The 18,730-nt window shown below is 73.5% G+C and carries 17 protein-coding genes and 1 pseudogene; 7 read left to right on the top strand and 11 right to left on the bottom strand.

The window, feature by feature from the left end:
- The first annotated feature begins 55 nt into the window (after window positions 1–55).
- The 3 genes from ACIQBL_RS15955 (at window position 56) to ACIQBL_RS15965 (ending at window position 3,047) form a co-directional block, all read left to right on the top strand.
- The gene (locus ACIQBL_RS15955; protein ID WP_401941647.1) at window positions 56–1,429 is read left to right on the top strand and encodes an MFS transporter; all 1,374 of its coding nucleotides are present in this window, start codon (window positions 56–58) and stop codon (window positions 1,427–1,429) included.
- An 848-nt stretch (window positions 1,430–2,277) separates the two neighbouring features.
- A complete protein-coding gene (locus tag ACIQBL_RS15960) occupies window positions 2,278–2,748 on the top strand; it encodes a hypothetical protein (protein ID WP_401941649.1) in 471 nt (156 codons plus the stop codon).
- Window positions 2,745–3,047: a hypothetical protein gene (locus ACIQBL_RS15965; RefSeq protein ID WP_401941652.1), complete on the top strand. Its 303-nt coding sequence runs from the start codon at window positions 2,745–2,747 to the stop codon at window positions 3,045–3,047. The genes ACIQBL_RS15960 and ACIQBL_RS15965 overlap by 4 nt, the downstream gene beginning before the upstream one ends.
- 214 nt (window positions 3,048–3,261) lie before the next feature.
- Here the strand turns inward: ACIQBL_RS15965 and ACIQBL_RS15970 are convergent, their stop codons facing one another.
- The 3 genes from ACIQBL_RS15970 to ACIQBL_RS15980 form a co-directional block, all read right to left on the bottom strand.
- Window positions 3,262–4,446, bottom strand: coding sequence for an NAD(P)-binding domain-containing protein (locus tag ACIQBL_RS15970; RefSeq protein ID WP_401941655.1), 1,185 nt, complete (start codon window positions 4,444–4,446; stop codon window positions 3,262–3,264).
- Window positions 4,447–4,574: 128 nt separating this feature from the next.
- Window positions 4,575–5,198: a hypothetical protein gene (locus ACIQBL_RS15975; protein ID WP_401941658.1), complete on the bottom strand. Its 624-nt coding sequence runs from the start codon at window positions 5,196–5,198 to the stop codon at window positions 4,575–4,577.
- Window positions 5,199–5,288: 90 nt separating this feature from the next.
- On the bottom strand, window positions 5,289–5,969 hold the full coding sequence (locus tag ACIQBL_RS15980) for a class I SAM-dependent methyltransferase (protein WP_401941661.1): 681 nt from the start codon (window positions 5,967–5,969) through the stop codon (window positions 5,289–5,291).
- A gap of 17 nt (window positions 5,970–5,986) precedes the next feature.
- On the opposite strand from ACIQBL_RS15980, the gene ACIQBL_RS15985 reads away from it, so the two are divergent.
- Both ACIQBL_RS15985 and ACIQBL_RS15990 read left to right on the top strand, forming a co-directional pair.
- A complete protein-coding gene (locus ACIQBL_RS15985; protein WP_401941663.1) occupies window positions 5,987–8,143 on the top strand; it encodes a histidine kinase in 2,157 nt (718 codons plus the stop codon).
- Window positions 8,140–8,784 (top strand): response regulator, encoded by a 645-nt coding sequence (locus ACIQBL_RS15990; protein WP_401941666.1) that lies wholly within the window; start codon window positions 8,140–8,142, stop codon window positions 8,782–8,784. The genes ACIQBL_RS15985 and ACIQBL_RS15990 overlap by 4 nt, the downstream gene beginning before the upstream one ends.
- Before the next feature lie 30 nt (window positions 8,785–8,814).
- On the opposite strand, the gene ACIQBL_RS15995 is transcribed toward ACIQBL_RS15990, so the two are convergent.
- Window positions 8,815–8,955: a hypothetical protein gene (locus ACIQBL_RS15995; RefSeq protein WP_401941669.1), complete on the bottom strand. Its 141-nt coding sequence runs from the start codon at window positions 8,953–8,955 to the stop codon at window positions 8,815–8,817.
- 200 nt (window positions 8,956–9,155) lie between these two features.
- Between ACIQBL_RS15995 and ACIQBL_RS16000 the strand changes: the two genes are divergently transcribed.
- Window positions 9,156–10,439: an alpha/beta fold hydrolase gene (locus tag ACIQBL_RS16000; protein ID WP_401941672.1), complete on the top strand. Its 1,284-nt coding sequence runs from the start codon at window positions 9,156–9,158 to the stop codon at window positions 10,437–10,439.
- A gap of 264 nt (window positions 10,440–10,703) precedes the next feature.
- Here ACIQBL_RS16000 and ACIQBL_RS16005 read toward each other — a convergent pair.
- Window positions 10,704–11,013, bottom strand: a pseudogene (locus ACIQBL_RS16005) (ISL3 family transposase); the annotation flags it as partial.
- Window positions 11,014–11,208: 195 nt separating this feature from the next.
- Complete coding sequence (locus ACIQBL_RS16010; RefSeq protein WP_401941675.1) at window positions 11,209–12,303, bottom strand: polyprenyl synthetase family protein; 1,095 nt, start codon at window positions 12,301–12,303, stop codon at window positions 11,209–11,211.
- Window positions 12,304–12,726: 423 nt separating this feature from the next.
- Here ACIQBL_RS16010 and ACIQBL_RS16015 point away from each other — a divergent pair, with 423 nt between their 5' ends.
- Window positions 12,727–13,335 carry a hypothetical protein gene (locus ACIQBL_RS16015; RefSeq protein ID WP_401941678.1) on the top strand — a complete coding sequence of 203 codons (609 nt, stop codon included), beginning with the start codon at window positions 12,727–12,729 and terminating at the stop codon, window positions 13,333–13,335.
- A gap of 42 nt (window positions 13,336–13,377) precedes the next feature.
- Here ACIQBL_RS16015 and ACIQBL_RS16020 read toward each other — a convergent pair whose 3' ends face one another.
- Genes ACIQBL_RS16020 through ACIQBL_RS16040 form a run of 5 tightly spaced genes read right to left on the bottom strand, consistent with a single transcriptional unit; the run spans window position 13,378 to window position 18,730 of the window.
- Window positions 13,378–14,637, bottom strand: coding sequence for a cytochrome P450 (locus ACIQBL_RS16020; protein ID WP_401941681.1), 1,260 nt, complete (start codon window positions 14,635–14,637; stop codon window positions 13,378–13,380).
- A gap of 34 nt (window positions 14,638–14,671) precedes the next feature.
- Entirely contained in the window at window positions 14,672–15,598 is a 927-nt protein-coding gene (locus ACIQBL_RS16025; RefSeq protein WP_401941684.1) for a UbiA family prenyltransferase, read from the bottom strand.
- The gene (locus ACIQBL_RS16030; protein ID WP_401941687.1) at window positions 15,598–16,851 is read right to left on the bottom strand and encodes a cytochrome P450; all 1,254 of its coding nucleotides are present in this window, start codon (window positions 16,849–16,851) and stop codon (window positions 15,598–15,600) included. The genes ACIQBL_RS16025 and ACIQBL_RS16030 overlap by 1 nt, the downstream gene beginning before the upstream one ends.
- Entirely contained in the window at window positions 16,848–18,512 is a 1,665-nt protein-coding gene (locus ACIQBL_RS16035) for a prenyltransferase/squalene oxidase repeat-containing protein (protein ID WP_401941689.1), read from the bottom strand. The genes ACIQBL_RS16030 and ACIQBL_RS16035 overlap by 4 nt, the downstream gene beginning before the upstream one ends.
- The gene (locus ACIQBL_RS16040) at window positions 18,509–18,730 is read right to left on the bottom strand and encodes a ferredoxin (protein WP_401941691.1); all 222 of its coding nucleotides are present in this window, start codon (window positions 18,728–18,730) and stop codon (window positions 18,509–18,511) included. The genes ACIQBL_RS16035 and ACIQBL_RS16040 overlap by 4 nt, the downstream gene beginning before the upstream one ends.

Consider the following 18,730-nt stretch of genomic DNA (forward strand, 5'->3'; position numbering starts at 1 on the left):
ATGATGGCTACACTCGTCGACACCGACCGGCCCGCTCTGCCCCGGGAGCCACCGCATGCTCGCCGTCCTGCGCAACCGCACTTACCGCCACCTCTTCGCCGCCCAGGTCATCGCCCTGGTCGGCACCGGTCTGGCCACGGTGGCACTCGGCCTGCTCGCCTACGACATCGCGGGCGCCGACGCCGGCGAGGTGCTCGGCACCGCGCTCGCGATCAAGATGCTGGCCTACGTGGCGATCGCCCCGGCCGTCGGCGCGGTCGCCGACCGGTTGCCGCGCCGGGCGCTCATGGTGACCGCCGATCTGACCCGGGCATCGGTCGCGCTGATGCTGCCGTTCGTCGACCAGGTCTGGCAGGTGTACGTCCTGGTCTTCCTGCTCCAGTCCGCCTCGGCCGCGTTCACCCCGACGTTCCAGGCCGTCATCCCCGACGTGCTGCCCGAGGAGCGCGACTACACCCGGGCGCTGTCCATGTCGCGGCTCGCCTACGACCTGGAGAGTCTCTTCTCCCCCGCGCTCGCGGCGGCCCTGCTGTCCGTCATCACCTACAACTGGCTGTTCACCGGCACCGTCCTGGGCTTCCTCGCCTCGGCCACGCTCGTCGTCTCCGCCCTCCTTCCGGCACCGGTCGCCGAACCGGTGATGCACACCGGCGGCGCCTACGCCAAGGCCACCGCGGGTACCCGCCTCTTCTTCGCCGTCCCGCAACTGCGCTCCCTGCTCGCCCTGAACCTCGCGGTGGCCGCCGCGAGCGCGATGGTCACCGTCAACTCCGTCGTCTACGTCCGCGACTTCCTGGGCCTGTCGGCGGGCGCGGTACCACTCGCGCTCGGCGCGTACGGCGCGGGCTCGATGATCGTCGCCGTCAGCCTGCCCCGCGTACTGGAGAAGGTCCCGGACCGGGCGGTGATGCTGCGCGGGGCCCTGCTGCTCGTTCTCGTCTTCGCCGGACTCGGCGCCATCACGGCCGCGCAGAGCGGGAGTTGGCGCCGGCCCGCGCTGCTGGCCGTATGGTCCGCCTTCGGTGCCGCGTGCTCGATGGTGCTCACGCCGACCGGACGGCTGATCCGCCGCTCGGCTCCGCCCGAGCAACGTACGGCCGCGTTCGCCGCACAGTTCTCGCTCTCGCACAGCTGCTGGCTGCTGACGTATCCACTGGCCGGGTGGCTCGGTGCAGCGGCCGGGCTCCAGTGGGCCGTGGCCGCCCTGGGCGCCGTCACAGTGGCATCGTCACTTCTGGCGGTTCGCCTGTGGCCCGCGCGCGGGACAGAGCACCTCAGGGGCAGGACCATGGTTTCCGGCGCCGGCCGGGAACACGTGCACAGCGATCTCGAACCGCAACACCCGCATGTGGTGGGAGCCCTGCGGGTTCCGGACGGTTGGCGACACAGTCACGGCCGTATGGCCGACTCCCTGCACGCTCAGCACTGAAGCTGGACAAGCCGCATCACAGGCGTTGCCTGTCCGGGTACTCCCGGCTGATTCGTGTCTCATGAGACACATCCAGCCCGAGCGAGTGGGTATCCGGCCGCCCTGGCCGATGAACAGGGCCAGCGGGTCCGGCCGCCCGCCGCCCGGCTCAAGTCCGCCGAACCCGACGCCCCGGACGAACAGGTACTGATCAAGCTCTCTGCGCCGCACCGGCGGATCCGGCTCACCCCGATCCCGGGTGGCCTCGCCGACGGTCTCCTCTGCGTCCTCGCGCCGCCACGGCCGGAACTCCAGCACGTCGTTCTTGGTCGCCCGCCGCAGGTCCAGGCCTCGCTCAAGGTCACCCGAAGGAGAGCGATCCGTCTCACGGCGCCGCATGGTTCCCGCGCCCGCCGCAGCCCCGCGGGCGGGCTCGAATCGGCCCCCTGGGCCGGATCCGGGCAGGAAATCCATAAGTAACAATCAAGGCATGGATGGGCAATCTACGTGAGTCACTCTCGCCTTGGTCGTCCGGCGATTCACAGTCGGCACTGAGCGCGGAGGGGAACATGATGAGCCTCGTCAGCGGGCGTTTCACGGACCTCCGGTGCCGTGTGCATCAATCGGCCTGGACGCGTGGGCGCGTGGCTCACGGTGTGCATCCGGCCTCCGAGGTCTCTCACGCCTGACCGCGTGCCGATGACCCGCGGCCGATACCCCCGCCCGGCCTGCGGTTCCTCGGTGTCGCTTTCCTGAGATCGGCCCTTTACCGGTCGTCTCTCCCACGCGTTTTCCCACGTCGGTGCCCGGCCCGCGCCTCCGCGCACATGCCGGGTCGTCCGGCGGCGTACCCGTAGAAGGACCTCCGCATGACCACTGCCCTGCCCCGGCCTGCCCTGCCCAGGGACTGCACCTTCGACCCCGACGACTGGGCGATCCTCGCCCGGCACTGGTATCCGGTCGCCCTGTCGAGCGAGATCGGCGACGCCCCCACCGCCGTACGCCTGCCCTTCACCGCGACGCTGGTCGTGCACTTTCCCGGCGGCGGGCTGCTGAACATCATGAACGCCGCCTCGCCGGTGTCGGCCCGCCGGACCCGCATGTTCGCCCCGATCGCCCGCGACTTCGACACCGACCAACCCGTCCAGGTCGTATACGACTTCAACCGCACGGTCTTCGAGGAGGACCGGGCCATCGTCGAGGTCCAGAAACCCGAGAACCTCCCCCTGGATCCCAAGCTCGAAGTGCACATCCCGGCCGACCGCAGCTCCATCGCCTACCGCCGCGGACTGCGCGACCTGGGCCTGAGCCACTTCTTCACCGCGTCGGGCCCTCAGTGAAGAGCCTCGACGTCATCGTCCACGCGATCTCCCTCGCCTCCGCCACCAGCCACAGCTACGAACTCCGGGCAGCGACCGGAGAAGCCCTGCCGTCCTTCGAGGCCGGCGCTCACATCGACGTCCGTCTCGGCCCCTCCCTCATCCGCCAGTACTCTCTGTGTAACTCCCCTGAGGACAGCGACCGTTACCACGTCGTCAGCGGCGTACTCCGCGAAGAGGGGGTCGCGGTCTTCCGGGCCTACGGCGAACGCACCGACGCCGTCGTCTACAACGCACGCGGCGCGATGGCCACGTCATAGCGTGCCCGCCGTGGGATTCCCTGGGCACAGAGGGGGTTCGTCATAGCCTCCCGGCAGGCACCCGCTCGTGGCCTCCTGGCTTCCTCCGCCCCTTGCCCCGCCTCGCAGCGCTCGTCCGGACCACGCACCGCAGCACCCGCCGGGGGCCGGTGATCCCGGCTGTGCCCCGCCTGCGGGAAACCGTGGGGACACGGGCCGGGACAAGGTGGCGCTCCTACCTCCCGACCGTCCTCCCCGCAACCGCCGAGGCCAGCCGCGGTGCCGCGAACTCCGTGCCGCAGGTGAACCTCAGCAGTGGCCCGAAGGTCGCCGCCGCCTGGATGCCGGTGAAGTACAGGCCGGGCACCGACGACTGGAGCCCCGGGTCGAGACGCGGGTATCCGGCGGTGCGGGCCAGCCGGGCGCGCAGTTCGGGGGCCAGGAAGTCCAGCTCGTCCAGGCGGACCCGGTAGCCGGTGGCGGCCAGGACGTGCTCCGTCTCCAGCGACTCGGTGCGCCCCTGATTATCCTGGGTGGTGAGGACGACCCGGTCGCCGTCGCGCCGGGCTTCGGTGATCCGCCGGCCGAGCCGCACGGGCACCACCCCGTCGAGCCGCGGCTTGAGCCACCACGAACCGAACGGCCCCAGAACCCGCCGCACCAGGTGCAACCGGGTAGCCGCCGGCAGGAAGCGGAAGGCCGCCGCCCGGTGGACGACCGCGTAAAGCGCCCACGAGCGACCCAACGGAGTGTCCGGCTGCCAGTGCGGCCCCGGCATGGGCCCGCCTCCGAACACCAACTTCTCGGTCCTGGCGAGCAGTTGGACCTTGGCCCCGGTCTCGCGCAGCAGCGCCGCGCTCTCCTGCGCCGACTGCCCCGCACCCACCACCACGACGTCCCGGCCCGCGAACGTCGCGAGGTCGGCGTGGTGCGAGCTGTGCGACACGAGCCCGTCGGGGACGAGCGGGACGAGCGGCTCGGGAACATGGGTGAACCCGTCCATGCCGCTGGCCACCACGACGACCGCCGCCCGTACCTCCTCCCCGGAGGCGAGCTTGAGCCGGAAGCCGTCGGACTGCCGGTCGACCACCAGCACCCGTACGTCCTCCACCTCGGGCACCAGTTCCTCCGCGAACCACCACCCGTACCGCACGAACATCTCGACCGGAACCTGGTCGTGGCCGGTCAGCCGGGTCTCCCCCGACTGCCGGGCGTAGTCGTCCAGCGTGAACCCCGGCTTCGGGGCGGACAGCATCGACGCGCTCGGCGGCGACTTCAGCAGCATGCCCGCCGGCATGTTCTCGGCCCAGCTCACCATCGGCGAACCGAACACCCTGACGCTCAGGCCGCGTGCCTTGAGATGCGCGGCGGTGGACAGGCCGTACGGGCCCGCCCCGATGACGACAACGGTCTTGGACATGAATTCCCCCCTGGCGCGGCGGCGTTGGGCAGCCGGCGCTGCGGCATGGCAGGTCAGAACCTCGGATACACGCCGATTGCCGCCGCACGTGACAGCCAGGGCACGACGCGGTACGCGCCGTACGACCGTCAGACCGCGAGCGGCAGGGAAGAGCGCGGCGGGCCGCGCCGGACGACCGCATCCGCGAGGAGAACCTGAAGCGGAGTACCGGGAGCCGGCCCGGGTGCCAGGAGTCGCCCGGCGTCGACCACGCTCAGGCCGAGGGGAGTGCGGACCGGCGCGAACAGCCTGCGTACCAGCTCGCGGAGGTTCTCCCACTCGCGTCCGGCCGCGTACAGCACACGCCGCCGACAGGTGTCGATGCCGCGCAGGAGCACCGCGCACAGGACAGTCAGAGCGACGTGACCGACGACCACCGGCCAGCCGGCGTGGACGGAGGACAGCCATGCGGCATGTGCCGGGACGGCGACCGCGTCATCGGCCCGCACGAACCAGTACCCCACGACCGCCTGGGCCCCGAACGCCAGCACCAACTGCCGTACCAGCGGCTTGTCCTGGCCCGCGCCCGGCAGCGCGACGCCGAAGAGCAGACAGGCGGCGAGAGCGCGCACGCCCCAGGACGGGCCGGAGTCGAACGCCAGGTGATGGACCGTGCCCGCGACCGCCGTACCGAGCACGGAGAACAGCCCCGCCCGGACAGCGACCACCGGCACCACACGCGGCACCCGGCCGCGCACACGGGACACATCCACCGAACCCCCCATGACCCGCCCATCATGGGGCACCGGGCGCGCCCGTGTCACCACCGCGTCCACGGTCAACCGGAAGGCGTCACCGGCCCGTTACGCCTTGCCGGGCCGTGTCCCTTGCACGTACCGCAGCCAGGGCCGTACGTCCCCACGCCCTCGCACCTCGAACCCGGTGTCCGTGATCAGCCCGTCCAGCAGGTCCACTTGATAGTTCGTCATGACGTGCCCGGTGATCGCGGCGACGAGATGGCGGACGGGACGGGTGCGCGGCGGCCGGAAGTCGGCGACGAGGAGACGGCCACCGGGCCGCAGCACCCGGAACATCTCGCGCAGCGCGACCGGCCGCACCTCTTCGGGCAGGTGGTGTACGGCGAGAGAGGTGACGACGACGTCGAAGGAGGCGTCCGCCGCCTCCAACGCCTCGGCGACCCCGGCCTCGTACGAGCACTGCGACGCTTGGGTCTTGCGGCGCGCGTACTCGACGACCGGGACGGACGGATCGATGCCGAGCACGGAGCTGCCGACACCCACGGCCTTCGCCATCCGGCGGCTCAGACAGCCGGTACCGCAGCCGACGTCCAGCACCCTGTCCCCCGGGCGCGCGCCGCTCAGCTCCGCCAGTCGCGCATGTTCATGGCGTGCCGCTGGGGCCACCGCGGCGGGTTCGTTATCCTGCGGGGCATGCGGTGCGGCACACATGATCCGGGGCCGCGGGTCCGGCCCGGACGGTCCCGGCAGGCGGCACGACCGCTCAGCAGGGGCCCGCGCCCGCATGTCCGCCGGCCCGGGCCGTGATCGCCCCCGCGGCCGTCGCCGCCGCCGTAGCAGCGCTGATCGCCCTTTACGCCCTGGCACTGCGCCGCACCGCCGGGCTCGCCGCCGCCGGATCGGCCCTCGCCGCACTCGCGGCCGCCGGGACCGGCGCGGTGGCAGGACTGCCCCCGTGGAGTGCCGTGGGCACCGCCCTGGTCGCGGCGGGTGGCACGGCCGTGGCCTGGGTCCTGGGCCGTTCGCAGCGGCGGCGCGGGGCCGAACGGGCCGCCCTGGCCGCGTACCGCACCGGCACGGCCGCGATTCCGCGGTTCGCCGCGCTGGCCGAGCGGGACCGGCTCGCCGTCGAACTGCACGACGTGGCCGCGCACCGGCTCACCGCGATCGTCGTCTCCGCCGCCGCGGCGCAACGGCTCGCCGACCCGGACCTGATCGCCGACGCCCTCCGGCACGCGGCCGACGCGGGCCGCCGGGCCGTGGCGGAACTCGACGAACTGGCCGACCGGAGGGACCGCGCGGGCGCCCCTGCCAGCGGCGCCTCGCTCGCCGACATCGCCGCGCTGGCCGCGGAGTTCGGCGCCGATCTCCACGCCACCCCTGGCGCCATGGACACCGTTCCCGCCACGACGTGCGCGGTCGCGTACCGCATGGTCCGCGAGGCGCTGACCAACACGGCACGTTACGCCCGCGGTTCCGCCGTACTCGTCACCCTCGCCGGCGGCCCGGAACTCCTCACGGTCACCGTGAAGGACGACGGCGGCACCGCCGCCGAACCGAACCTCGGCACCGGCCGCGGCCTCACCGGCCTGCGCACCACGGTCGGCACGGCCGGCGGCACCCTGTCCTACGGCCCGACGGCCACCGGCTGGACGGTCCACGCCGAACTACCGTCACCCGAGGCCCCGTTCCCCGCACCGCCGCACGCGGTACTGCGGGGTGCGGGTTTTCTGCGGCGCGGCCTGACTCCGACCGCTGTATGGAGTCGGGTGTGGTGGCCCGGGTCCGCGCCCTTCGGCTCGCGGACCCGTGGGACGGTCCTGCGCCGACACCCGTTCCGGCGCGGCCCCGTAGTGGCCTTCACTCCCCGCCGCCGTCACCCGCTCTGGCGCGGGCCCACTGCCCTCGACTGGGCCCTGGTCGTGCTGGCTGTGGCGCTTTCGCTCGGTGCGAGTCTGCTGTCGGACGACGTGCCCGGCTCGTTCCGCGGCGTGTTGTCCAGCCTTCCGTTCGTCCTGCTGTCGGGGCTGCACGCCGTGCCGCTGGGCTGGCGGTCGCGCGCGCCCGGCACGGGGCTGGTCACGGTGCTGTCGGCACTCGTGCTGTGGTGGGGCTGCGACCGGGCGGGCTGGACACGGCCGCCGGTCGGCGACATCTTCCTGGTGTACTGGTGGGTCGAGCTGACCTTCGTGTACAGCGCGGGCGCGTATCTGCCGGTCCGGCGCGGCGCTTGGGCCCCCGTCGCGGTGGCCGCGACCGGCGGTCTGGCACTCGCCAGCGGCAGCGGCATCACCGGCAGCCGGGCGGCGGCCTGGGCGGTGCTGACCGTACTGCTCGCGGGCCCTGCGTTCGGGCTGTGGTGGCTGGGAGTGCGCACCGCCCGGCGGCGGGAGCGGCGCAGGGCCGCCGCCGCCCGGAGCCGGGAACTGCTCGAACGGGACGCCGAAACCGCCGTACGCGATCAGCGCCGTCTGATCGCCGCGGGCCTGCTGCGCACCGCGCACCGGCACGCGTGCGACGTGGTCGCCGCCGCAGACGCCGGACGGCTCGACACCGTCCTCGCCGAGGCCCGAGTCGGCCTGGCCGCGCTCAGGGAACTCCTCGCGGACCTGCGCGCCCGCGACGGCGCCATCGCACCACCGCCCACGGTCGCCGGGATCTCCGCACTGGCTGCCCGCTACGGCGCCACCGTCAGCTACCGCGGGCCGCGTGTGGCCGAGCCCGCCGTCGTGGGCGTGGCCGCGTACCGCGTCGCCGCGATACTGCTGGCCGAAGGTGTCACGCTCACTGTGCTGCGCGGCGCCGCGGGCATCGAGGTGTCCGGGCCGCTGCCTGCCGCCCCGGACGCTCGACGGCGGGTACGGGCAGTGGCCGATGCCATGGGCGGTACGCTCACCCGGACCGCCCACGACGCGGTACGCGTCTGGCTGCCGGAGGTGTTCCCATCACGATCAGAGTGATCGTCGCCGACGACCAGGCGGTCGTACGCGCCGGGATCGCGGCGATCCTTGACGCCGAGCACGGCCTGTCCGTCGTCGGGCAGGCCGGCGACGGGGAGTCGGCCGTCGCGCTCGCTCTCCGACTGCGGCCGGACGTCGCGCTGATGGACATCAGGATGCCGGGGGGCGGCGGGCTGGCCGCCACCGCCCGGATCACCGCGGGTGCGCCCGCGACCCGCGTCATCGTCCTGACCACCTTCGATCTCGACGAGTACGTGTTCGCCGCGCTGCGCGCCGGGGCCGTCGGCTTCCTGCTCAAGGACGCGGAACCGGAGCGGGTGGTCGACGCGGTACGGGTCGTCGCCCGCGGCGCCGCGCTGCTCGACCCCGCGGTGACGGGACGGCTGATCGAGCGGTACGCCGCGGGGCCCGTGCCCGCCGACGCCGCCCGGCTGCGGCAGCTCACCCCGCGCGAGACCGAGGTCCTGCGGCACATGGCGCGCGGCTTGGCCAACGCCGAGATCGCCGCCGAGCTCGGCATCAGTCCGGCCACGGTCAAGGACCATGTCGCGGGGGTCCTGGGCAAGCTCGGCGTACGCGACCGGGTGCAGGCGACGATCGCCGCGTACGAGACGGGTCTGATCCGCCCCGGGGTCCGCTGAACCGCCTCCGGCGGCCGGTCGGCACGGGCCTCAGGGGTGTGTCGGGTCCGGGCGGTGGCCGGTGCGGGCCATGGTTTCCACGCCGAAGCGCTTGGGCGCGAGAAGTGCGGTGCGCGCCCCGGACACGCTGAACCGTCGTCCGGCGACGGTCGGCGCAGGCATGGAGGTCACGTGACACTCCGGGTACCGGCCCGAGTGGGCATGGGCCCACTCAACCACGTCCCGCAAAGGCCCCGACCGGGCTCGGGGCAGGGCCATGGCCCCCGCCGTGCGGCGGGGTCCAGCACCCCGCCGACCAGCGGATTCCGCCGCCGGACGGTCGTCCGGCGGCACGACGACCCGGCAAAGCACCTCCACCTAGCCTCGCGGCCATGGCACTCAGGATTTTCCCGTTCGGTCGGTTTCTTCCGCTCGCCCGCCGCCTGTGCGGCGGCCTTCTGCTCGCCCTCACGGTGGCGCTGACACCGGCCGCCGCGGCGGCCGGCTTCGCCGCTGCGGCGGTCGCGACCGCGAGCGTCCCGCTGCTCGTGGTCGCGGGACTGGCCCTCGCTGCGGCGGTCGCCGTACTGCTCGGCGGCGCGGCGTTCACTCTCCTCGGCAAGGGCGGCCCGCGGGCCACGGCCGCCTTCACGGGCGTCCTGCTCCTCGGCGTCACGGCCTTCGCCGCCGCCACGGTCTTCCGCCCGATGCCGACCCCGGCCGCGCGCCCGGTCCCGTCAGACGTCCGCTTCTGGAACCTGCCCACCGGCTCCCGCATCGCCTACGTCCACGCACCCGCCGTCGGCGCCCCCCGGCCGACCCCGGTCATCTTCCTGCACGGCGGTCCCGGCACCCCGGCGGAGGGCATTCCCACCGGCGGCCGGGAACTGGCAGCGGACGGCTTCGACGTCTACTCCTACGACCAGCTGGGCGCAGGCCGTTCCACCCGGCTCTCCGACATCACCGGCTACACCACCGCCCGCCAGGTCGCCGACCTCGACGCCATCCGCCGTCTCCTCGGCGCGGACCGGATCATCCTCGTCGGCCAGTCGTGGGGCGGCTCCCTGACCGCCCAGTACCTGCGGGCCCACGGCGCGCATGTGGCGAAGGCCGTCTTCACGTCACCGGGCGCGCTGTGGGGCCGGCAGTATCCCGGGTCCAGGGCCGGTGATCCCTGGAACGACCTGACACCGGACCAGCGCTCCCGGCGCGACGAGCTGACCGGCAGGCCCCGGCTGATCGCCGCGAGCCTGCTGCTGGAGGTCAACCCGCGCGCCGCGCACGCCCTGGTCGGCGACCGCGAACTCGACCAGTGGATGCACCAGATGGCGCTCCTCGGCAAGGACGCCACGTCGTGCGCGGGCGCGGCACCCACCGAGGCACACCACAACCCGCAGGGCTTCTACAGCAACCAGATGACCGTCAAGGACTTCGAACAGCTCCCCGACCCGCGTCCCGTGCTGCGTACCGTGCACGTCCCCTCCCTGATCCTGCGCGGCCAATGCGACTTCATCAAACCCGAGGTCACCCAGGAATACCGCCAGACCCTGCCCGACTCCCGGCTGGTCCGCATCCCGGGCGCGGGACACGCCATCGCACACTCCCGGCCGGCCCTCTACACCGCGCTCCTGCGGGCCTTCCTGCTGAACAGGCCCCTCCCGGCGCCCGCGTCCTGACCCGGGTCCGGGCCACCCGCCCCGGCCACGCCCAACTGGAGCGACGCGAGGTCCTGCGGCCGGCCGAAGTCCATCACGCCGGATGAAGTCGGCGAGCTCCTGATCGACCATGGCCGGCCGCTACCCACCGTACGGCGGGGCCGACGCCATCACCCGCAGGCCCGTCTCCGCAGCTGCCGGGAGCGGGCCCCGGCCGTCCAGCGCTTGGGTGATCGGCGTCATCATCACCAGGTGGCTGAACGGGGGCTCTTTCGCTGCCGCTGAAAAGAGGTGCTTGACCGGGACTGCGGGGTCTTCGGCCCGGCGTTTGCGCAGGTGCTCGCGGTAGGGATCGGCAAGGCTCGCGCGGTATTTGGGGACGCGGAGCATCCGTTCGGGCCGATCGTCGCGGGCGTAGCGTTTGACGGTGTTCAGAGCCGGCTGCAGACGGCGGGCGCGCACCGAGCAGGCCCACGCCCTGGTCGAGCAAGGCGCGGATCTGGTGCCGGCGTTCCAGGGTGGTCTGTGCGCGGGGGCCGTCGTAGAGGGGCGCGTCCAGGACAGTGGCCTTGCAGGTACTGTGCTCCTTGACCTCGCGCCAGGTATGTCAGCCCGATCCACATGATGATGCGCCGATACGGGTTCGTCGAGGACGGCCTGACGATCGAAAGGCCTGGAGACCGCGCCGGTCGTGGACGAAGTCCGCCGCAATGTCAGGTTGTGGTATCGCGTGGACGCCGCTCCCAGCCGGGGGAAGGTCGATCAGCGGTACGAGGACGGGGCGGGAGAGTCACGCGCTTCTTCGTACTGCGGCGTCGGCCATGCTTGTGAGCGCCGTGGTGACCTCCGGAGGCAGGGCGGCGGTGTCGAGTGCGTGCAGGGCCTGCCGGTGGCGGGTCAGAATCAGGGCCTCCGCCTCGTCGCGGGCCCCGGTGGCGACGAGGAGCGCCCGGATGCGGGCGGCGCCGTCCTCGGTCAGGCCCGGGTCGCCCAGCAGGGTCTGCAGGATGTGGCGCTGTTCGGGGTCGGCTCGGGTGAGGGCCAGGGCGGCCAGGGCGGTGTGTTTGCCGTCGCGGAGGTCGTCGGTGTGCGGCTTCCCGGTGGCTGCCGGGGTGCCCAGGGCGCCCAGGAGGTCGTCGCGGAGCTGGAACGCTTCGCCGAGGGGGCGTGCGTAGGCGGTCAGGACTGCCTGGAGGCGGTGGTCCGCACCGGCGAGTGCGGCGCCGATGTGCAGGGGGCGTTCGATGGTGTAGCGGGCTGTCTTGTAGTCGGCGATGCGCAGAGCCTGGCCGACGTCGGTGGTGGGGCGGCCGGTGGCGGTGAGGTCCAGGTACTGGCCGTAGACCGCTTCGGAGCGCATGGCGTGGACCAGCGGCAGGATGTCGCCCAGTCGGGCCGGGGTGAGGCCCGCGGTGTGCATGAGTTCGTCGGACCAGGTCAGGGCGAGGTCGCCGACGAGTATCGCGGCGGCGTTCCCCATGTGGTCGGCCGTGGCGGGGTCCCGGCCCTGACGGCGCAGCGCGGTGGCGATGGTGCGGTGGACGGTGGGGCGCCCGCGACGGATCGCGGATCGGTCCATGACGTCGTCGTGGATGAGGGCGAAGGCGTGGAACATCTCCAGCGCGGCCGCCACTTGCAGCACCGCGTCGGGCGGTGGTGTGTCATGGCCGCCGCAGTGCCAGCCGATCACGCACAGCAGGGGTCTGACGCGTTTTCCGCCGGCGGTGAGGAAGTCGCCGAGCGTCCGGTGGATCAGGGGCGGCAGACGGTGGTCCGCGGCCTCGTCGGCCTTCGCGCGCAGGAAGTCCGTCAGCCGGGCCTCGACCGCGCGGCGGACGGTCGCCGGGTCCAGGTCCGTGTGCCGGGCAGTCGCCGTGACACTCACCGCTCGCTCACCTCGTTCGTGACGGACTCTCCGGCACGCCGGACGGCGGCCGACAGCCGCAGCCGCCGTCCCGGTCCCCAGTCCAACCCGGAGATCGCCGGGAGGCAACACGGCGCGGACGTCGGGCTGTGCCGCAGGGCCCGCACACGCCCCCGGGTGCCTGCCCGGACCGGTTCGTGGAGAGGGGGAGGGAGGCGGAGAGCGCGGGACGCCGGCCGCCTCCGTTCGGCGTAACGGCGGTGCGTCCCGGCCGGTCGGTGAGTGACGGCGGCGGGCGGCGGGCGGCGCGCCGCGAGGGTGTTCCCCGTAGCCGCTCCTCGACTTGCGTTCGAGAGTGACCGCCATCCCACTGAGGGTGACATCCCGCTCGGGACGGCACCCCACCTGGGGTGGCATCCCGTTTCCCTCCTCCCTGGAGAGCAAATGATCAAGAAGCGATGTGCCGGTGGCCTCGTGGGCGCTTCGGCGCTGATGCTCGCCCTGGTTCCCACGGGCGGTGCCGTCGCCCTCGACACCGATCCGCGTGCGGCCTCCGCGTCGGTCACCCTCCTGACCTGCGCCATCCAGACCGACTCCACGTTCGAGCGCACCGGACACGCCGATCAGGGCCTCAACTACCAGACCAGGGACATCGGCACAGAGGCGGACACCACGACCTCGGGGACCTGCGTGGACGCGAGAACGGACAAGTCCGCGACCGGCGGCCACTCCATCACCAAGTACTCCGCGCATTCCGCGATGTCACTCGCGAACAGTACGTGCACGGCCTTCTCCGGCAGCGGCACCGTGGACGTCACGTGGACGCTGGACAACAACACCACCGTGACGAGCAGCAGGGCGGTGTCGGTGCCCCTGGGCAACGTCCTGGAAACCATCCCGAGCAGCGGAGAGGTCGAGAGCGGCCTCTTCGCGGGCGCCACCGTGGAAGCGGAGTCCCTCGTCAGCGACCTGGGTCTGGTGCAGCTCTCCTGTCTGACCTCGACGGGCCTGCGGTCGATGCACGTCACCTCCCTGCTGGAGCTCGTGCAGTAACCGCGTGGTGCGACAGGGGCTCTTCTCCCGCCCGCCCCGCTGTCAGGGGCGGGCGGGAGCCAGGCGCACCGGCACGCGGTCGAAGCCCAGCAGTGTCGTACGGGTACGGCGCACCGGTGGCCCGGCGAGTTCCAGCGCGGGCCAGTCGCGGTGCAGGTGGGTGAGGACGACCAGCATCTCCAGCCGGGTCAGCTCGGCGCCGAGGCAGGCGTGGATGCCCCCGCCGAACACGGGGTTCCTGGGAGCGCGGCGCCGGGGGACGAACCGGTCGGGGTCGGGGTGGGCGGCCGGGTCCCGGCACGCCGAGGCGGCCAGCAGCCCGACCGCCCACCCCTCGGGGACGGTTCCCGAGGGGAGTTCGGCACCGGACAGGGCGACCGACCAGGTCCGGCTCAGCCACAATGGGGGCGCGTGGCGCAGGCACTCCTCGACGAACATGAGAGCCTCGGCCTCCGAGGCGTCGAGCACCAGGGCTTGCTCGGGATGGCGCAGCATCTCCACGACCGCGTTGTCCATGCCCGCGATGCTGGTCTCGAAGCCGGCCACCCACAGCAGCCACAGCATGGTGATGCTCTCGTCCTCGGTGAGGCGGAGACCGGCCGGGCCGTCCGTCCCCGCCGTGAGGAGACTGATCGCGTCCGGGCGCGCGGAGTGCTGTGGCGGGTGCGCGAGCAGTTCGGCGCACTCCTCCTCGAAGGCCTGCGCGGCGGCGTTGGCCAGGAGCATCCCTTCGTCGCCCTCGGCCAGGTACAGGGCGTCGAAGACGGTGATCATGCGGGCCGCGTGAGTCTCGCGCCGGGCCTCGGGGATGCCCAGAAGGTCCGCGATGACGTGCACGGCGAGCGGGCGGGTGAGTTCGGAGTGCAGGTCGACCGTGTCGCCCTCGTGCAGGCGGGCCAGCAGTGGTGCCGAGAGGGAGGCGCAGCGGCGTTCGACCGCGGCCCGGCGGTCGGCGATATGCCGCGCTGTGAAGAGCGGGGCGACCACCCGGCGCAGACGGGTGTGCTCGGGCCGGTCGACGTTGACCATGGAGCGGGCGACGGCCCGCACGGCGTGGCTGCGCGCCGCCCACGGATCACGGACGGCGATCTCCTCCGGGGTCATGCGCCGCAGGCGCGGGCTGCGCAGAGCCGCGTGGACGTCGGCGTGGCGGCTGAGCAGACACAGCTCTCCGGTGGGGTTGGGGTGCAGCGGAGAGGTCTGCCGGAGCCGGGCGAACAGCGGCCACGGGTCCTCCAGCACCTCGGGCTGCCCCATCTGCGCGAGGACATCGAGCCTCTCCCCTGTCACGAGTGGGTTCATCGGCGCTCTCCTCAGGGTGGGCTGGTCCGGCTGGTCATCCGGCCATGAAGGGAAGGGCGACGAGCACGGCGTCCGCGAGGACCGCCCAGGTCATCGCGTGGACGCGCAGCGAGTCGGCGGTCGGTGCCGCACCCGCTCCATGGGGACGGCCGAGCCGGCGCAGCGCATCGGCGGGCAACACCGCGCACACCGCGGCGGCGGCCAGGGCCCACAGCGGGCCGTACAGCTCCGCAACTGCCCAGGTGATGAGAGTGATGGCCGCGGCGGACGTCCCGCACACCACTCGCAGTGCGTGCCGGGTGCCGTGCGTGGCCGCCGGCGTGCGGTCGCCCGAGGCCGCGTCGGCCGCACGGTCGGGCAGCGCCCAGTACAGGGCCCGTCCGGTCATCAAAACACCGATGCCGAGGAAGAGGCCACGCACCGCGGGCGGCCAGTCGTCGCGCAGAGCCGCGTACGACACCACGCAGGGCAGGGTGCCGAAGCACAGGCCGAGGGCGACCGGGTTGGCGTAGCCGCGCCGCTTCAGCCGTACCGGCTCCAGGTTGTAGAGCAGGTCGAGGCCGATACGCGCGGCAAGGGCGAGGGCGACCACGGGCCGGTCGTACCGCACGGCCACGACGGCACCCAGCGCCAGCGCGGTGCCCATCTCGGCCCCCGCGCAGAGCAGGCCCGCCCCGCCGAGCCGTGCCGCCGCCGCGGAGACGCCCCGCTTGGCGGGTGTGAGGGCGTCGGAGCGGATGTCGAGGGCCGCGTTGAGGGGGTTCTGGGCGATCAGGGCGATCAGGTTCGCCGCCACGGTCAACAGGACGGGGGCCGAGAGCAACCCGGCGGCGCCGGCCGCGGCGTAGCCGACACCCCAGAGGGCGTGGCAGAGATAGGCCACGGGGAAGGGGTACTCCAGGCGATGTACGCGGATCAGGGCACGCCGGCGGGAGAGCGGCTCGGCGGCCAGTACGGCCATCAGGCGGCCACCGCCATCAGCAGTGCCGGGCAGGGGGCCATCGCGGGCCCCGCGAGGCGCGGGCGACCCGCTTCGGGGTTGAGCACCCGCAGGGACGGATGGCGGACGGCCGCCGCGACGACCATGCGCAGCTCCACCAGCGCCAGGTCCGCGCCCAGACAGCGGCGCAGGCCGCCCCCGAAGGGGAAATACGTGCAGGAGGGCGGAGGCCGGCCGAGGAACCGTGCGGGATCGAAACGCAACGGGTCCGGATGGCTGTCGGGATGACGGTGCGCCAGGTAGACGCACGGGGTGTAGACGGTCCCTGGCGCGACCTCCGGGCGCCCGCGCCCGCCTTCGCCGTCCCCACCCGTCGCGGTGCCGCTCCTACGGTGGCCGGCCACGATCGGAGGCGGGGTGAGCCGCAGCGACTCCCGGCACACGGCGTCCAGCAACGGGACCCGCGCGGCGTCCGCGCCGCTCGCGGACGTCGCCGAGAGTTCGTCGCGCACCTGCCCGCCCAGCTCCGGGTCGCGGGCGAGCCACATCAGCGTCCAGGCGACGGCGGACGCGGTGGTCTCGTGGCCGGCGAACAGCAGGGTGAGCAATTGGTCCGCCGCCTCCTGGCGGTCGTACGGGCGCAGCAGACGGGCGACGGTTCCCGGCCCCGCCTCGGCGCGCACGTCGTCCAGCAGACGCTCCAGCCGCCGCCGCTCGCGCAGGAAGGTGCGCCAGGCGGAGGGGAGCGCGGGATGCGGCCGGACACAGCGGTAGCGCAGGGTCCGGGCCGGGGAGCCGAGCGCCGTGTCGACCCAGGCGCGGAACGGGGTGAGGATCTGGTCGCCGGCCGGGCCGAGCACGACGCGGCCGATCACCCGCAGCGTCACCCGGCGCGCCCAGCCGGACACGCTGACGGCCGTGTCCGGCGGCAGCCGCTCCAGTTCCTCGCGTACGACGGCCTCGATGGTCCCGTGGTGTTCCGCGACGAGACGTCCGTGCCGCAGGGGGCCGCCCAGCAGGGAGCGGAGCGCCGTATGCCGCTCGCCCTCGGCGGAGACGACGGAGCGGGCGCCGAACAGGGGCCCGAGGGTGTCGCTGCGCGGATGGCGCATGGCGCGGTCCTGGCGGAACACCTCGCGGACGGTCTCCGGGTCCCAGACCAGCAGCCTGCGCTGCGGATGCGGCCTCAGCTCCACCGCGGCGCCGGGAGCATGGGCATGGCGGTCGAGGAAGGCCAACGGGCGCGTGGTGAGCTGCCATTCGGCGAGATTCACCGGACGCCCGCCGTGCGCGTGTGGCCGCCCCTCGACCGCGACCGCGTCAGATGGATCGCCGCGAGGCGCGCCGCGTGCACGACGGTGTGCGGGGCGTAGAGGTCCTTGTCGTGCCACAGCGGCGGTACGGTCGCGCCCGCGCCGGGACGGGTCAGGAACGCACCGCCCCGTGCGGCGGCGTCGTCGAGGCCGGGCACCGGCGGCGGGTCCGCGGGACCGCGGGGCTCCGTGGTGAGGAGCAGCGTGCGGACGGCATACGCGGTCTCCTCGTCGGTACCCTCCCAGCACCCCCACGACCCGTCCGCCCGCTGGTTGCCGAGGACCCAGTCGACGGCTCTGCGGACGGCCGGCGCGGCCGAGGCGTTGCCGTGGCGGGCGAGTGCCACGGCGCAGCAGGCGGTGGCGTAGAAGGGGGAGGCATGCCACTTGTCGGTCCAGGAACCGTCGGCGTGCTGAGCGTCCAGCAGCCAGGAGGCGATCTTCGCGCGGGCCGCCCGCAGCCACCGCCCCTCCTCCGCGTCGCGCGCCACCGCGGTGCCGAGCGCCTCAAGAATGTGTGCGTTGGTGCTGGTCGAGGGGGTGCGCTCACCGGGGAAACAAGTGAACCAGGCGTCCGACTCGTACGGGCGCAGACAGTCGGCCGGCTGCGGATCGCCGGTGAGCGCCAGCGCGTGGAGCACGGCGGCCGTGTCGTCCGCGTCCGGCGGCAGTCCGGGCCCCGCCGGGGCTCCCCGCTCTCCGAGATCGGCGCGCAGGGCGGTGACGACCGTGTCCGGGAGCGCGCCGCCCAGCCCGGCCTCGGCCAGGGCGGAGACCACCCAGGCCCGTTCGAAGACGGAGATCGGAGACACACCCGGCACGGGTCCGCCGTACCGTCGCTGCGTCGACTCCAGGTAGTCGAGGCAGGGGTGGCCGGCGGCGGGGCACTCGTCGGGACCGGCCAGCCAGGCGGCGGTGGCCGCCGGGGACAGCCCCACGGCCCCGGCAACGGGGGCGACGGCCGCGGACCTTCTGCCACGCGTGCCCAATACCTCCCACGAGTGCGCCACGGTGCCCGGGAGCGGCTGTCCGGCATCGGCGGCGGCGTGAAGGCGGCGCAGCGCACTGCCGTCGGCCAAGGCGGGCGGCGGCAGCCGCAGTGCGAGGGCGTCCCGGGCCAGGGGCGGGGCGCCCGCGGGGGCTTCGGCGAGATGCGCGAGGCGGGCGTTGACCTCCTGCACCAGCCAGGGGATCAGGTATTCGGCCGCGATGGTGTCCGGCAACCCCTCGCCCGCCCGGGCGAGGAGAACAGGCAGCGCTCTCAACACCGCCTCGGCCGCCCGGCTCACCGCACCGGAGGCGAGCCGACGGCCCAGCTCCGCCAGCAGCGCTTCGGCCGCGCTCAGCGCGGGCACCAGACGGTAGTCCTCGGGGCCGCTCCAGGCGCCGTCGTCGAGCTGAGAGGCGACCAGGAAGGCGACCCGCCGCTCATGACCGGCCAGCCACGGAGCGGTGGAGACCAGCCGCGCGGTCTCGTACACGGACGCCGACACCGCGGTCCCGCAGTCCGCGGAGCACAACCACGCGGACAGCGCGCGCACTTCGGCGCCGGCGACGTCGGGCGGTGCGGGAGAGACCGGCGGGGCGGGCGCCCGGCGGGGCGTGGAAACGGGACCGTTCACGGGGCACCGCCCTCGGATCCGCCGGCTTCGTCCCGTACGGCGATGGCCGCCACCGGGCAGAGTCCGGCGGCCTCCTGGACCCGTTGCCGCAGCATGGCGGGCGGACGGTCCTGGCGGAGCCGGACGACGCCGTCGTCGTCCACGGCGAAGAACTCCGGCACGGTGGCGGCACACTGCCCGGTCGCCACACACACCGTACGGTCGACGGCCACGCGCAC

The sequence above is a fragment of the Streptomyces sp. NPDC088350 genome, from assembly GCF_044753545.1.
In the GTDB taxonomy this organism is placed as follows: Bacteria; Actinomycetota; Actinomycetes; order Streptomycetales; family Streptomycetaceae; genus Streptomyces.